The sequence below is a fragment of the Paludisphaera rhizosphaerae genome, from assembly GCF_011065895.1.
Lineage (GTDB): Bacteria > Planctomycetota > Planctomycetia > Isosphaerales > Isosphaeraceae > Paludisphaera > Paludisphaera rhizosphaerae.
In genome coordinates this window covers 98,181-112,802 of record NZ_JAALCR010000018.1, presented here as the reverse complement: position 1 = coordinate 112,802, position 14,622 = coordinate 98,181, and the positions used below count along the sequence as shown (strand labels likewise).

Annotated in this window: 9 protein-coding genes; 2 read left to right on the top strand and 7 right to left on the bottom strand. The window is 66.0% G+C overall.

What is annotated here, in order from left to right; translation table 11 throughout:
- The first annotated feature begins 37 nt into the window (after positions 1 to 37).
- On the top strand, positions 38 to 1,090 hold the full coding sequence (locus G5C50_RS21925) for a DUF1559 family PulG-like putative transporter (protein WP_165073041.1): 1,053 nt from the start codon (positions 38 to 40) through the stop codon (positions 1,088 to 1,090).
- 402 nt (positions 1,091 to 1,492) lie between these two features.
- Positions 1,493 to 2,572 (top strand): TlpA disulfide reductase family protein, encoded by a 1,080-nt coding sequence (locus G5C50_RS21920; protein WP_165072969.1) that lies wholly within the window; start codon positions 1,493 to 1,495, stop codon positions 2,570 to 2,572.
- Between the two features lie 69 nt (positions 2,573 to 2,641).
- Here the strand turns inward: G5C50_RS21920 and G5C50_RS21915 are convergent, their stop codons facing one another.
- From G5C50_RS21915 to G5C50_RS21885, 7 genes are all read right to left on the bottom strand, one after another.
- Positions 2,642 to 4,114, bottom strand: coding sequence for a DUF1501 domain-containing protein (locus G5C50_RS21915; protein WP_165072967.1), 1,473 nt, complete (start codon positions 4,112 to 4,114; stop codon positions 2,642 to 2,644).
- Between the two features lie 695 nt (positions 4,115 to 4,809).
- Positions 4,810 to 5,622, bottom strand: a complete 813-nt coding sequence (locus tag G5C50_RS21910) for a S1/P1 nuclease (RefSeq protein ID WP_165072965.1) — start codon at positions 5,620 to 5,622, stop codon at positions 4,810 to 4,812.
- A 128-nt stretch (positions 5,623 to 5,750) separates the two neighbouring features.
- Positions 5,751 to 8,864 carry a serine/threonine-protein kinase gene (locus G5C50_RS21905; RefSeq protein WP_165072963.1) on the bottom strand — a complete coding sequence of 1,038 codons (3,114 nt, stop codon included), beginning with the start codon at positions 8,862 to 8,864 and terminating at the stop codon, positions 5,751 to 5,753.
- Between the two features lie 249 nt (positions 8,865 to 9,113).
- Positions 9,114 to 10,619: a sulfatase gene (locus G5C50_RS21900; protein WP_165072961.1), complete on the bottom strand. Its 1,506-nt coding sequence runs from the start codon at positions 10,617 to 10,619 to the stop codon at positions 9,114 to 9,116.
- A 161-nt stretch (positions 10,620 to 10,780) separates the two neighbouring features.
- Positions 10,781 to 11,431 (bottom strand): RNA polymerase sigma factor, encoded by a 651-nt coding sequence (locus tag G5C50_RS21895; protein WP_165072959.1) that lies wholly within the window; start codon positions 11,429 to 11,431, stop codon positions 10,781 to 10,783.
- Positions 11,428 to 13,596: a hypothetical protein gene (locus tag G5C50_RS21890; protein ID WP_165072957.1), complete on the bottom strand. Its 2,169-nt coding sequence runs from the start codon at positions 13,594 to 13,596 to the stop codon at positions 11,428 to 11,430. Before G5C50_RS21890 ends, G5C50_RS21895 begins: the two co-directional genes overlap by 4 nt.
- A 99-nt stretch (positions 13,597 to 13,695) precedes the next feature.
- Positions 13,696 to 14,322 (bottom strand): anti-sigma factor family protein, encoded by a 627-nt coding sequence (locus tag G5C50_RS21885; protein WP_165072955.1) that lies wholly within the window; start codon positions 14,320 to 14,322, stop codon positions 13,696 to 13,698.
- Positions 14,323 to 14,622: the final 300 nt, after the last annotated feature.

Sequence of the window (14,622 nt, the reverse complement as noted above, 5' to 3'; positions counted from 1 at the left end):
CGTCATTCTTCCGTTTCGTCCCCGCAGGAGTCCCCCCATGTCTCGAACGCAACCCCTGAAGCCTCGCCGCCGCGGCTTTACTTTGATCGAGCTGCTGGTGGTCATCGCGATCATCGCCGTCCTCATCGCCCTCTTGCTTCCCGCCGTGCAGAGCGCCCGCGAGGCCGCACGCCGGGCCCAGTGCGTCAACAACCTGAAGCAGATCGGCCTGGCCGCCGCGAACTATGAGAGCAGCAACGGCTCTTACCCGCCGGCGAACATCTACAACTTCAACGGCAAGTCCCAGTTCGGCTTCTCGGAGTTCGTGCGGATGGCTCCGTTCCTGGAGCAGAGCGCGATCTACAACTCGGCGAACTTCATGTACAGCTACATCGACGCCGGCAACACGACGATCACGTCGGTCAGCCTTTCGATGCTCCTCTGCCCGAGCGATCCCACCTCCTCGACGCCGGTCCAGCTGACGGGCGACTACTACTACCTGCCGGCCACCCTCACGCTGAACCAGGGCCTGACCCACTACTTCGGCTGCGGCGGCCCCTGGAACGCCAACGGCTTCAAGGTCGTCGGCGGCGTCGGCGCGGACCCCGCGCTGCCGGCCTACCAGAAGGGCGTGATCGTCGACCAGGGCCCGGTGACGATCGCCTCGATCACCGACGGCACCAGCAACACCCTGGCCTTCTCTGAGAACGGCCACGGCTTCTTCAATCCTTCCACCAGCAAGGGCTACCACTGGTGGAACGACGGCGACCCGGGTTCCAGCGTCTTCGAGACCCGCTTCCCGCCCAACGGCCTGAAGAAGTACAAGAACATCCCCAGCTACTACCTGATCAACGTCGCGATGAGCTTCCACTCCGGCGGCGTCAACGCGGCCTACGCTGACGGCTCGGTCCACTTCATCAAGGACTCGATCGACTCCTGGACGATCCCCACGCCGACCACCGGCCTCCCCGTCGGCGCCAACGCCGAGATGTACTCCTCTGTTGGCCCCGGCGACTACGGATTCACCCTCCAGAACGGCGCCTACATGGGCGTCTGGCAGAAGCTCTCCACCCGCAACGGCGGCGAAGTGGTTTCGTCGGACGCCTACTGAGCCCGATCAGCAACCAGCCGCCGCCATCGTCCCTTCTCCCGCCGGGAGAGGGTCGTCGGACTTGCAAGCATAGGACTGGAGGCGAGGACGTCTTCCCCCCCGGAGGGGGAAGACAGACCGCGAAGCGGTCAGATGAGGGGGACGACCGGCGTCGGCTTGAAGCGAGGCACCGAGTTCGAAGGCTTCTGGATCTCCACCCCTCATCCGCCCCTTCGGGGCACCTTCCCCCTCAAGGGGGGAAGGCCGTTATGGTTCCGGATTTCATCCGACCTGCCCTCCGAACTACCACGACCCTCACCCGCCGCTGCGCGGCTGCCCTCTCCCGGCGGGAGAGGGAACTTCAAAACCTTGTAGTCGCCACTGTATGTAAAGGTTGAGATGCACTCACGGAGCCGCTCCCCGATGAAAGCCGCCCTCGCCTGGATCGCCGCCGCATCGCTCGCGACGGCTGCTCTCGCCGACGACCCAAAACCCGTGCGGAAGTCCGCCGCGATCCTCGCCGATTACGACGCCGTCGTTTTCCCCGCCAGCGATCCCGACCAGAAGGTCAAGACGCCCGAAGAGATTCGCGCCTTTCGCGAGGCCTACGGCAAGGCCGCTCTCTGCAAGGGCGAGCTCGCTCTGGAGCTGCTCAACGCCGACCCGAAGAACGAACGGCTCCCTGAGATGCTCGTCGGCCGTTGGACGAACACGATGATGGCGCCCGCGACCGCGGCGGCGACCGTCGCCGAGATCGACCGGGCCCTGGAGAATCAGAAGGCCCCGGGCTTCGTCAAGAACGCCCGGATGATGCGGGCGATCGCGACCGTCACGTCCCACCGCGAAGATCCCGAGGCGGCTCTCCCCGAGGTCGAGCGGTTCCTCGCCGACTTCCCCAGGGACCGGATGGGCGCCAATCTCCTCAACGGCTTCGCCTCAACGACCGGCGACCCGGCCGTGAAGCGCAAACTTCTCGATCGCCTGATCGCCGACTATCCCGACCACCCCTCCGCCAAGGCGGCCGTCGCCTCGATCGCCGCGCTGGACCGCGTCGGCAAGCCGTTCGAGCTGGGTTTCGACGACGTCGTCTCCGGCAAGCCGGTCTCGATCGCCGGGCTCAAGGGGAAGGTTGTCGTGGTTGACTTCTGGGCGACCTGGTGCGGCCCCTGCGTCGCCGAGATGCCCCGCATGAAGAAGCTCTACGCCGAGTTCAAGGACAAGGGCGTCGAGTTCCTCGGCGTCAGCCTGGACGAGGGCGCGGAGGGCCGCGAGAAGGTCAAGACCTTCGTCGCCAAGAACGAGATCTCCTGGCCCCAGTACTGCCCGGGCGACGGCTTCGACGCCTCGCTCGTCACCGGCCTGGGGATCGACTCCATCCCCCGCCTCCTCCTGATCGACGCCGACGGCCGGCTCGCCAGCCTCGACGCCCGCAAGGATCTGGAAACGCTGCTGCCCGACTACCTCGCCCGAGCCAAGACGCCGGCGGCCGCGCAGGCGAAGTAAGCGGCTGTTGCCTCAAGGATGGGCGCTCTCGACGCGGCGATCGGAGGGCCGTGTCGAGCACGGGCTGAATCAGGCCAACAGGGCCTTGATCACGTGGGCGGGCTCAACGCCCGTCAGCTTCTGGTCGAGGCCCTGGTAGCGGTATGTGAACCGCTCATGGTCGTAGCCCAGCAGGTGCAGGATGGTGGCGTGGAAGTCGTGGATGTGGACGGGGTCCTTGACGATGTTGTAGCTGAACTCGTCGGTCTCGCCGTACACGGCTCCCGGCTTGGCGCCGCCCCCGGCCATCCACATGGTGAAGCATCGGGGGTGATGGTCGCGGCCGTAGTTGTCGTGCGAGAGCCCCCCCTGGCTGTAGATGGTGCGGCCGAATTCGCCGCCCCAGATCACCAGGGTGTCGTCGAACATCCCGCGCTGCTTCAAATCCTGGATGAAGCCGTGGCAGGGCTGGTCGACGTCCCGACACTGGAAGGGCATCCGGCCGCCGACGTTGGCGTGGTGGTCCCAGTTGTTGTGGTAGATCTGCACGAAGCGGACGCCGCGTTCCAGCAGCCGTCGCGTCAGCAGGATCGAGTTCGCGAACGATCCGGGCTTGCGGGCGTCCTCGCCGTAGAGCTGATAGGTTGATTCGGGTTCGCCGCTGGTATCGGTCAGCTCGGGGACACTGGCCTGCATGCGGAAGGCCAACTCGTACTGCTCGATCCGGGTGCGGGTCTCGGGATCGCCGACCTGCCGGAGGTTCATCTCGTTGAGGGCCCGGAGGCCGTCGAGCGTGTTGCGCCGGACCTCCTTGGGGACGCCCGGCGGGTTGTTGATGTAAAGGATTGGGTCGCCCGCGTTGCGGAACGAGACCCCGGCGTGCTCGCCCGGCAGGTAGCCCGACGACCAGAGCCGCGCGGAGATCGCCTGGAGCTGCTCCGTATTCGTCGGCCGGGCGACGAGGACGACGAACGTGGGGAGGTCCTCGTTGAGCGAGCCCAGGCCGTAGCTGACCCACGAGCCCAGGCAGGGGCGGCCGGTGATCTGGTTGCCGGTCTGGAGCATGGAGACGGCCGGCTCGTGGTTGATGGCCTCGGTGTGCATGCTCCGGATGAAGCAGAGGTCGTCGACCATCTTCGCGGTATAGGGGAGCATCTCGCTGACCCACATGCCGCTCTCGCCGTGCTGCTGGAATTTGTACTTCGACGGCGCGATCGGGAACCGGGCCTGGCCGCTGGTCATGGTGGTCAGACGCTGGCCGTTGCGGATGGACTCGGGCAGGTCCTTGTCGTACATCGCGTCCATCTTCGGCTTGTAGTCGAAGAGGTCCATCTGCGAAGGCCCGCCCACCATGTGCAGATAGACGACCCGCTTCGCCTTGGGCGCGAAGTGCGTCGGGATCGGCGGCACGTGCGCCGCGGGCTTTGCCAGGACGTCGCCCCCCAGCACACGGCCCTCCCGACCCAGCAGCGCCGCCAACGCCGCCCATCCCACGGCGTTGCCCCCCCGACGGAAGAACTGCCGACGCGTTTCGGACAGGGCGTATTCTTCGAGGGGATTCATGGCGGGGCTCCGGTAGCGGGAGAGGGCGTCGACCGGTTTGGATTGAGCGTGTCGAAGAGGATTACAGTCTTCCCCCCTCGCGGGGGAAGACAGATCGCGAAGCGATCAGATGAGGGGGACGACCGCCGTTGGATGCACTCCGGCGACTGGTTCACAAGGTGACTCCGGGTGCCATGGCCACGCTTGCGTGGCCATGAACCGGTGTGGGAAGCCAGCGCGACCGTCGCCGATCGCATGGCCACACAAGTGTGGCCATGGCACCCAGGCGGCTGGCTCTTGATGCGACGCCGATCCCCCCTCATCCGGCCCTTCGGGCCAATACTGTTCGGCACGGGAATTGAGCTTCAGAAGAAGCGATGGAAACCTCCCTTCTCCCCTGGTGGGAGAAGGTGGCCGAAGGTCGGATGAGGGGGATCCCAACGTCCGCCGACGGTTATGACCCCCCTCATCCGCCCCTACGGGGCACCTTCTCCCACCAGGGGAGAAGGGAGGCAATCGCCTCCGATGGCTTCTATGCAAGTCGTGCCGAACAGTATTGCCCTTCGGGCCACCTTCCCCCGCGAGGGGGGAAGGCCGTTATGGATAGGATCGCGACCCGCACGCCCTCCGACTTCCACGACCTTCAATCTCCGTTCTCGGACTTATCTATTTTGGGCTGTCGACGGTTTGGAAATCCACCCCCTCCCTGATTCGGCTCACCCCCCGAACGCCTCGTTCAGAACCCGGGCGAGCCGAACGGTGGCCAGGTGAAGGCGACGACGGACGACGGGGCGGTTGGCTTCGAGGTAGGCCTCGGCGAGTTTGGCCCCCGACTTCATTCGCTGGGTCGTGCCGGGCGCCTGGTACGCGGCGCGGGCGGCGAGCAGGCTTTCGGTGGCCCAGTCCTCAAGCGAGCCGGCGGCGTCTGCCTCGGCCGCGGGCTCCTTGGCGAGGATGGCGAGCCACGCCTCCTCGGTCGCGCCGTCGCGCTCGATCATCTCGAAGTCCCAGACGCGGTGGAGGTTCGACCCTTCGCCGAAGAACTGGACCTGGGTGAGGTTCCCTCCCTTGTCGCTGTTGTCGCCGACGTGCATCGGCATGTGCAGATCCTGGACCAGGTGCACGACGAATCGGAAGGCGATCCGACGCTCGTCGATCGACCGGCCGGGATCTTTCATGACGGCGATCTCTTCGCGGATCTTGGCGACGATGCACCCCTTCGCCGGATCCTCGCCCGAGAACCGGGCGTCGTAGCGGGGCTCGTCCAGTGGAACGTCGATGTAGTGCCACGAGGCCGTCTGCGGCAGCTCGCGTTTGTGCTCGTCCGCCCAGACCGAGGCGTCCGCGAGCGTCTCGCCCGGAGCAAGCAGCGCCGCCACCGCAGCCTTCGCCTTCGGCGAGAGCCGGGCCTCCACCCCCCTCCCAATCACCCGATGCCCGACCCGCCCCCAGGCGAACGCCTGCGGCGCAGACTGCAAAGAAACCACGCCGACGAGAATCGCGGCGATGAAACGACGAATCCTGAACATCGAAGGCTCCGGAGCGGGAACAAGACGGCCCTGGTGGATCCGATTGCACCCCAGAACCGCCAACCCTGTCAAACGGGCCGAGGACGTCATCGGCCGAAATGGGACGTCTCGACCGGCTCCGGAAGCCGTCAGCTCGCCTTGGGAGTGGGGGACGGCGACGCCGGTTCTTCGAGTTTCTTCTTCCACTCGGCGGCCTTCGCGTCGTAACCGTTCCCCGGTTTGGCGGCGTCCCAGTCGGTGTAGAGCTGCACGAGCGTCCGTTCGCAGTTGCGCGAGTCGGCGACGCCGGCGGCTCGCATCCTGAGGACGACGCCGTGGGCTTCGAGGAGGGTCGCTTCCGCCCTCTCGAATTCGTGGAGGCCGATTCGAGCCGTCCCCAACCGCTGCAGGGTCATGGCGAGCGATCGATCTCCCTCTCGACCGCCGATCGCACGGGCCGTCTTCTCGCTGGACGCCAGGACCTCGACCGCCTCGGCGAACTTCTTTTGGTCGAGGAGGACGCGCGCCAGATTGGTCCTGGCGCCGACGACGAGCGGATGTCGATCGCCGAGCGCCGCGGAGGCTTTCTCGGCGACAGTGCGGAACGCCGGCTCGGCCTCGGCCGGCTTCTTCTGATCCATGATCGACGTTCCGAGGTTCTGGATGAATACGAGGGTGTCTTGATGATTTTCCCCGTTGATGCGTCGGCTGATCTCGATGGCTTCGCGCAGCAAGGGCTCGGCGTCGGCGGGCCGCTTCTTTCGCGAGTAGACGTAGCCCATCACGTTCGTCGCGACCAGGGTCCTGGGGTGGTTGGGGCCGAGGATTCGCCGATTTTTCTCCAGCGACTCGCGGCAGAACGGCTCGGCGTCGTCCGGTCTGTTCTTTTCGAGCAGGAACGCGCCGAGGTTGTTCAGCGACACGAGCGTGGACAGGTGATCGTCCCCGAGGATCCGGCGGTCGTCGGCGAGCGCCTCACGCATCAGGGATTCGGCCTCCGCGTCGTTCCCTTCGCGGGAGAGGGCTCCGGCGAGGTTTCGGAGGGCGTTCATGGTCCGGGGATGGACCGCGCCGAGCAGGACGCGCCGTTTGTCGCACACTTCGCGAAAGCACGCGACGGCCTCCGCGTGCCGTTTCAGGTCGACGTACAGCGTGCCCAGGTTATTCAGGGAGTTCAGCGTGGCGTCGGCGTCCGGGCCCAGGACCTTCCGCCTCCCGTCGACCGCCCGTCTGAGGTAGGGCAGCGACTCGTTCAGCTTGCTCTGCGCCTTGAGGATGTCTCCCATCGAGGCGATCGCCGTCAACGTGTCGCGGTCGTCTTCTCCGAACAGCCGTAGACGTCGCTCGTAGGCCTCGCTCAAAAGCGAGGCCGCCTCGTCCCATCGCCCTTGCTTGCTGAGCACGACCCCCATGCCGTGGGTGGCGCTCAGGGTCGTGCGATGATCGTCGCCGAGGACTTTTCGGCCCGTATCCATGGCCTGCTTCAAGAGCCGCGACGACTCGTCGTATTTGTCCTGCGACGTGAGTATGCGACCCAATTCGACCATCGCCTCGAGCGTCTCCGGGTGGTCGTCCCCAAGCGTTCGTCGTCTGGCGTCGATCGCGGCTTTCATCTGGAGGGCCGCGGCCTCGTAGTCGCCGAGGTCTTCGTATCGCTCTCCCAGAGTCTGCCGCAGCGTGGCGGCGATTAAGGGCCTGTCCTTGAACTGGACGTCGATCGCCTCGGCGGCCGGCTTGAGAATGGCGCCGTCGATCAGGGTGCGGGCGGCGTCGGTGGAGTTGACCCGGCTCCAGGCGTTGACGAAGGCCTCTTCCTGCCGCGCCCGCTCAACGTCGGAGGTCTCCGCCTTCGCTAGGGCCTCCACGAACCGGGCTCTCACGTCTTGGGAGAGGTTCAGGCCGGCCTGGGCGGGATCGACCTGGGCGAGCATCTTCGACTGGAAGTCCGCGGTCTCCTGGACCTCCGCGGCGCGGCGGCGTTCCTCGGCCTCAGCCGAGACGGCGCGGAGCCGCTGTTTGTCGAGTTCCGCATTCGACGCCTGAAGGTCGAGGTTCTTCTTCTCCAGCAGGCCGTTCGCCCGGGTCTGTACGGCGATCACCGACCCCGTCCCCAGGACGAGCGCCATGACGACCGCCGCCGCTGACGCCGCCACGGCCGGGTTCCGCCTGCACCAGAGTCGCAGCTTCTCGAAGGCGCCGACGGGGCGGGCCGAGATCGGCCGGGATTCCAGCCAGGCTTTCAGGTCGTCCGCCAGGGCGGACGCCGAGGAGTACCTTCGTCGCGCGTCTTTCTCCAGGCATTTCAAGCAGATCGTTTCGAGGTCGCGGGGGACGTCGGGGTTCGCCCGACGCGGAGGGACTGGCGGCTGATTCCTGACCGCGTCGATGGTCTCCACGACGCTCCCGCCGCCGAACGGCGCCTTGCCGGAGAGGAGCGCGTAGAGGATCGCCCCCAGGCCGTAAACGTCGGACGCCGTCGTGATCGCGCCTCGGCGACCCGAGGCCTGTTCCGGGCTCATGTAGGACGGCGTCCCGAGGATCGCGCCGCTCGCGGTCAGTTCGAGGTCCTCCTCGACGCGCTTGGCGAGCCCGAAGTCCGTGACGTGGGGGTGGCCCCCGGCGTCGAGCAGGATGTTCGCGGGCTTCAGGTCGCGGTGCAAAATCCCGCGCATATGGGCGTGGTGGACGGCCTCGGCGATCTCGGCGGTCAGAGCGGCGGCTGCGCGAGGGTCCTGCTTGTACCTGGCGAGGCTTGCCGTCAGGTTGCCCCCCTCGATGAGTTTCATCGAAAGGTACGGCTTCCCCTCGTGCTCGCCGACCTCGTGGACCGGAACGATCCCGACGTGATCGAGCAGCGCGACGGCCTCCGCCTCATTCTGGAATCGGCGGCGTTCCTCGTCGTCCGCCAGAACCCCGGCCTTGACGACCTTCAACGCGACGGCCCGATTGAGGCTGAGCTGCCTGGCCTTGTAGACCACCCCCATCCCGCCGCGACCCAGTTCCTTCAGGATCTCGTAGTCGCCGAAGTAATGGACCGTGGTCCCTCGTCCAAGGTCGACCGGGGCCTTGGCCCCAGCCCCGGCGCTCACCGTGAGGCCGTCCGGCGGCAGGGTCGTGCTGTCGTCCTCGACCGCGCCGTCCGGCTGAGGCGTCGACGTCTCGTCCGGCCCCATCCGATCGGTCGGTTCCTGGCCGGCATCGCTCGACGGGCCGGGGATCGTCTCTTCATCGAGCTCCGTCTCCGGCCCGTGCCGACGCTTCATCCGGCAATCCGAGCAGAGCCCGTCTGTTGTATCCGCCGGTGAGCACATCACTCCACATCGAGCGCAAGGGATCGATCCCATGTTCAACGGTGGGCTCCTCGGAACAGCTTCGGACTCGAGGGAGGCGAGGGGCGACGGGGCCCCCACGGTGGGATTGTCGCAGGAAAAAACTCCGAAATCGACGCACCATCCGCGCGATTCCCTCGGCGGCGAGGGCTCGGCGGAGTCGCGATCCTTCTTGGAGAGTCGTTACGACCCCTTCGGCTTGTAGGCCGGGTTCCTGGGCGGGACAATCGCGCCGATGTCTTCGAGGTGGCGATCGATGAGGGCGTCCAGCTCCTTGACGAGGTCGGGGCGGTCGGCGGCGAGGTTCCTGGTTTCGCCGAGGTCGTCCTTGAGGTTGTACAGCTCGAATCGGTCGGTCTGGTCGTCGTTGTCGTGGTGGAAGCGGATCAGCTTCCAGTCTCCCTTGCGGACCCACGTCCCGGGGACGCAGGCGAGGAGGTCGAAACGCGGGTCGCCGCCGCCGTGACCCAGGAAGTGGGGGAAGAAGCAGTAGGCGACCTCCCGGACGGGGCCCTTGCCCAGGAGGGTCGACACCTGGGAGATCCCGTCGAGCTTCTGGCCCTCCAGCGGTTTGAGCCCGGCCATCTCCAGCAGCGTGGGATGCCAGTCGACGCTGGACAGGATGGCGTCGGTGACGGTTCCTGGGGCGATCCGTCCCGGCCAGACGACGGCCGTGGGCTCACGCGTGCCCCCTTCGTAGAGGCACGCCTTGCCGCCGCGAAGCGGGGCGTTGGACGTGGGCGGAGTCTTCAGGCCGAACATCTGGGGCCACTTGAGGTCCAACCAGTTCACGCCGCCGTTGTCGCCGGTGAAGACGATGATCGTCCGGTCGGCGATCTTGAGTTCGTCCAGCGTCTCCAGCAACACGCCGACGGCGTCGTCCAGGCTCTCGATCATCGCGGCGTAGATCGGGTTCCGCCGGCGCTCGCCGGGAGGGAGCTTGGCCGCCTTGGCCTCGTACTTCTTGACCAGGTCCGGCTTGGGCGTCCACGGACTGTGGACGGAGAACGCCCAGTAGTTCAGGAAGAACGGCCCGTCCTTGTGCTCGCGGATGAACGCGGAGGCCTCCTTGGCCATCCTGTCCTCGATGTGCTCTCCCTCCGCTCCCTTGTCGGGCCAGAAGGGCCAGGGGCCGAGATAGCTGGGGCCCGGACCGGGGATCGGCGCATGCGGCAGATCCACGTCGAACCCCTGCTCGAGCGCCGAATAGGGGGGCCGACCCAGATGCCACTTGCCGAAGTGTCCCGTGGCGTATCCCGCCTGCTTCAGCGTCTTCGCCAGGCTGGGGTACGTCGTCTTCAGCCGGGTCGCGCTGATCTGGGGAAGCGCCTTCTGATCGGGAGGCGCCGTCGGCTGACTGACGGGGTTCAAACGCACCGCCGGGAGATGGCAGTTGGGAGCCGTGATCCCGACCCGCCCGGGATACAGCCCGGTGAGAATGCTGGCGCGCGTCGGCGAGCAGAGCGGGTTGGCGACGTAGGCGTTGGTGAACCGAATCCCCCGATCCGCCAGCCGCTGGATGTTGGGGGTCTCGTAGAACTGGCTCTCGCCGTTGATCGTGGTGTCGTTCCACCCCAGGTCGTCGGCCAGGATGAAGACGATGTTGGGATGGTCCTCGGCGTTCGCGCGGTGGTGCGACGCGGTGAACGCCAGAACGCTTGCGAGGACGAGGGCCGATGGACGCTTCATGGTGCCGCTTTTGGAGAGGACTGCGGGAGGAGCCCGAGGGAGCGAGTCTCTGGAAAGATTCATGAGTTCGCAGGGACGACGGTCAGTTTACCGCGGACTCTCCCGGGACGTAGGCCTCAGCTCCGACTTCTTCCATCCCCGATCTCGGTCGTCCGAGGATTTCAGAGGTCGTCGCTGTAGGCCCGCAGCCAATCGGCGAGCACAGACCGGGCGCTCGAGAATTGGGAACGAGCTTGAGAGGCTGTGACCTTGAGCTCGGCGGCGATCTGCTCCCAGGTCAGCCCCTGAACGACGCGCTGGACGACGATCCGACGTTGTTGCGGTTGCAGGCCGTCGAGGGCGGTGCGGACGTCGATGCGCACCCCGTCCTCGACAGCATCGTCGACGACCCGTTCGGCGTCGTCGCCGAGATGCCAGTCGGGGGCGATCGTCCGCCGCTGGCGACGCGTTTTGTCGGCGTCGGGGTCGTAGTCAGCGTCTCCCGGCTTGATCTCGACCCGTCGGCGATTTCGGAGGCGATCGGAGACGATCTGCACCGCCTGGAAAAGGCTTCGACGCGCCTGTCGAGCTGCTTCGGAGCCGAACTTCCGTGGGCTCAGATCCTCCCAGATGTTGGACCCCACGCGATCGAGCAGGATCAGAACGACCTCGTTCTCGGCGTCGTCCAGTTCGCTCTGGATCCAGGGGCGCTTCGCGGCGGTGGAACGCAGCAGGTTGGCGATCTGCCGGCGCCCCTCTTCTTGCAGGCGTTTTGCTTCCGCGGCCGCTGTTTCGCCCGGGGCCTCGTCGGGGCGAGGGGACGATTCATTCATGAGGCGGCGCCCTGAGAAGAGGTCTCCGACGGCGCATTCATGCCGAGCCACGCCGGCGGTCGCGGATGCTGGATCTGGATCACCCGCTTGTTCTTGGTACGGTGCAGACCGGCCGCCCGTGCCGCTTTCACCGCCTCGTGGGCCGCCTTCAACGCGTCCTGGGCGGCCGAGGCCGCCGCAATCGCGGTTTTCTTGACCGCTTCGATCGACTCCTTCCCCGTCCGATCCGATGCTCCTCTCACGGCCTTGTCGGCGGCGTCCAGGGCCCAGGAGGCGGCCGCGGCCCCCGCCTTCGCCGCTTCAAAGGCGTCTTCCGCCTCCCGCCCTTCTTCGTGGGACGGTAGGCGGAGGCTGATGGTTCGTCCGTCGTTGCCCCGCCCGTCGAGCGTGTAATTCGTGGAGAACACAGGCTTGAGCTTGAGCAGCAGGGCATGGCTCCCCGGGTCGAGCCAAAGTTCGCGGGCGACGTGCTCATCAGCCCAGAACGCCACCGCCTGCGGCGCCTCGGCGTCGTAATACTTGCGGACGAGACGGATCATCCCCAGCGAGCTGACCGTGAGCACGGACGATCCCGGGTCGTCCCGAAGGTTCGTCGCATACCGCCCCGGCCATCGGGTTCGCTTCTGGGCCGCGTCCATAAGCAGGGCGATGACGAGAGTCGGGCCGATGGTCCTGATGTAGGTGTGGACGGGGTCGACACGGGCCAGGTCCTCGCAGATCAGGGTCGTCACGCTGACGCCGGGACGAAAGACCCAGAACGAGGCGGTGCGACGGGTGATGTCGATGTGCTCCCAGAACGCCGTCTGTTCATCTCGTGCATCGAAGTCTGGGTCAGGCTCGTCGTCCTGGCCCGCCGGCGCCGCCGCGACGGTCGACTGCAACGCGTCGAAGTCTGGGCCGAGCTCGTAGTCCTGGCACTGTCGGGGATCGAGCTTCCAGCGGTGATGCTTGGTCTGACGGTTCTTGTCGACGACCTCGCCGTTGAAGAGCAGGTAGGAATCCACGGCGTTGATCGGGTCGGCGTCGGCCGGTTGTTCGTAGACGCCGCTGACGAACATGTTGAGCGAAGTTCGTTCAGCCAGAATCTCGGCGACCTTCTCCGCGATGTTGGCCTCCAGCGCCAGCTCAGGCAAGACCATGACGTCGACCCGACCGCCTTGGGGGGCCGCATTCGCCTCCTTGACGAGGTCCACCAGAAAATGGCCGAGGGCCTTGGGGTCGAGCGCCCGTTCCTGGTCCTTCAGCCACTTTGCCTCGGCGTCAAAGAAGAACGAATGGAAGTCGCGCGCCGCCTGCAGTTCGGCGACGGCGTCGCAGCTTGTTCGGCGACCGACGCGGAAGCAGCCTTTCGGGACATGGTAGGGAAAGGGGACGACCAGCACGTTGAGCCACGGTTCGGCGGGAGACTCCGCGGCGATTCCCTCGTTGACATTCCGCCAGGAGGATTCGACCTCGCCGATCGGCGGCACCAGCGCCAGGTAGTGCGAGAACGACCGCAGCGTGATTCCCGCTCGCGGCGCGCGGGTCTTCGGATGGACGCAGGCCTCGTCGGGCGGGACCATCCTGCAGAGGCTGTTCGGCAGGTAGGGAAGGGAGAACTTCTGATCGGAAGGGCCGTACGTGATGTTCGCCTCGCGCTCAAGATTCACTGCGTGGACGAGCGCCATCAGACGGGTGGTTTTGGGGGAGGGGGCGTCTTTGGGCTTTCGGGCAATCGACGCGAAGCCGACTCCCCGGCAAGCCTCGTCGGCGATGGCCATCAGTTGCAGGGCCGCTCGCCAGCAGACTTCGGCTTTCGAATCCGAGATCCGTAGCTCACGGTGGTTCGTCAGAACGCTCCACAACGCCTCCAACTCGTGGAACAGTTCAGGAGCCTCCCTCGGCGAGACGGGTCCTCGCGACCCTTCGCTTTGGACGTCGAGTTCCCCCGCCCACAGGCGGCCGAGGCGTTCGGCGCGGTCGACGAACTGCTCGTCGAACGTCTGATTTTGAAGGCCTGTGGATTCAGGACGGCTGTAGCAGCCGGATCGCCCGACGAGGGTCGCCGCGACGGCGAACGCGTCGGGAGGCCATTGCGGAGCCTGGGTTCTGTCGACTGGGCCGCCACCGCTCGGGTTGGTCCCCTCGGGAAACATCCGGTCGATGACGGCCGCGATCGTCGGCATGTCGAAACCTCGTCTCGTACTATCGGTGTGAAGACAAAACGAGCCGTCTTCGACGTGCGCCGAAGTCCGCTGAGATCCTTACGGGAAACCGAGAGGGGTTTATACACGACCGGCAGCGCCGGTCCTGGCGGCTCTCCGTGCCGCATCACTTGTCAGATCGCCGGGGCCGTCGCATGGTCCAGGGTCTGCCTCGGGCGACTCTTCCTCGCGAGGCGCGTCCGGGCGGCCCTCAAAAGCGGCCGCGGCCAGATAGAGCGTCCATTCCAGCTTCTCGACCAGGTCGAAACAGGAACGACATTCACGCACGTGTTCATTGAAATTGTCTCGGTCCTGGATCTCCAGGGAGTCGTCGAGGTACTTCGACATCTGGGCCTTGACGGTGTTGCAGTCGGCGGGGGCGCCGGCTTGAGAATTTGCAACATCCTGACCGCTCTTCGGGCCTGATCCTTGGTCGGCCGCGAGCGTCTCTTCCATGCGACGCAGCGCCTCGGCGCACGCCGGGCAGCCCCCTTCGACGTGAACGTGAAACCACTCGACGTCGTCTTCTCGGATGTTTTCTGCGTCGATTTTCCGGATGCGATCGATCGCGGGGTTGCAGAAACCCAGCGACGCAAGGGCGTCCGACGCCTCAACGCTCTCCTTGAAGACGAGGTATTCAAGAGTCTCGAAAGGGGTGGACGTGTGCTTAACCGAGTCCGACTGACGGGGTTCGGCAGAAGCGGGCATTCCAATCATCCTCCAATAACCAACGGCTCGTGACGTGGAAAACCCCGCCCCTCAGGCGTGAAGGAACGTCGCAAGTCGATTGAGCCGGCTCGGGCGCCCGCCGTCGAAGATCGCGTGGATTCCATCGAAGTTCACAGCGTCTGAGTTCGCGAAGAGTCGCTTCCGAATGGGGATTAAACCGTTCGAGCGCGGCGTTGCGAATGTCGTGTAAGGTCGGTACGTCCATGCCGCGAGGTACTCCCCGATCAAACCGAATACGCTCAGACCCACGAATGCGATTCTCATGGTCTCGTCTCCTTC

What these genes read in the sequence shown, in the direction of transcription:
- G5C50_RS21925 (WP_165073041.1), top strand. Translation starts at nt 38, where the DNA reads ATGTCTCGAACGCAACCCCTGAAGCCTCGCCGCCGCGGCTTTACTTTG.
- G5C50_RS21920 (WP_165072969.1), top strand. Translation starts at nt 1,493, where the DNA reads ATGAAAGCCGCCCTCGCCTGGATCGCCGCCGCATCGCTCGCGACGGCT.
- G5C50_RS21915 (WP_165072967.1), bottom strand. Translation starts at nt 4,114, where the DNA reads ATGAATCCCCTCGAAGAATACGCCCTGTCCGAAACGCGTCGGCAGTTC.
- G5C50_RS21910 (WP_165072965.1), bottom strand. Translation starts at nt 5,622, where the DNA reads ATGTTCAGGATTCGTCGTTTCATCGCCGCGATTCTCGTCGGCGTGGTT.
- G5C50_RS21905 (WP_165072963.1), bottom strand. Translation starts at nt 8,864, where the DNA reads ATGAAGCGTCGGCACGGGCCGGAGACGGAGCTCGATGAAGAGACGATC.
- G5C50_RS21900 (WP_165072961.1), bottom strand. Translation starts at nt 10,619, where the DNA reads ATGAAGCGTCCATCGGCCCTCGTCCTCGCAAGCGTTCTGGCGTTCACC.
- G5C50_RS21895 (WP_165072959.1), bottom strand. Translation starts at nt 11,431, where the DNA reads ATGAATGAATCGTCCCCTCGCCCCGACGAGGCCCCGGGCGAAACAGCG.
- G5C50_RS21890 (WP_165072957.1), bottom strand. Translation starts at nt 13,596, where the DNA reads ATGCCGACGATCGCGGCCGTCATCGACCGGATGTTTCCCGAGGGGACC.
- G5C50_RS21885 (WP_165072955.1), bottom strand. Translation starts at nt 14,322, where the DNA reads ATGCCCGCTTCTGCCGAACCCCGTCAGTCGGACTCGGTTAAGCACACG.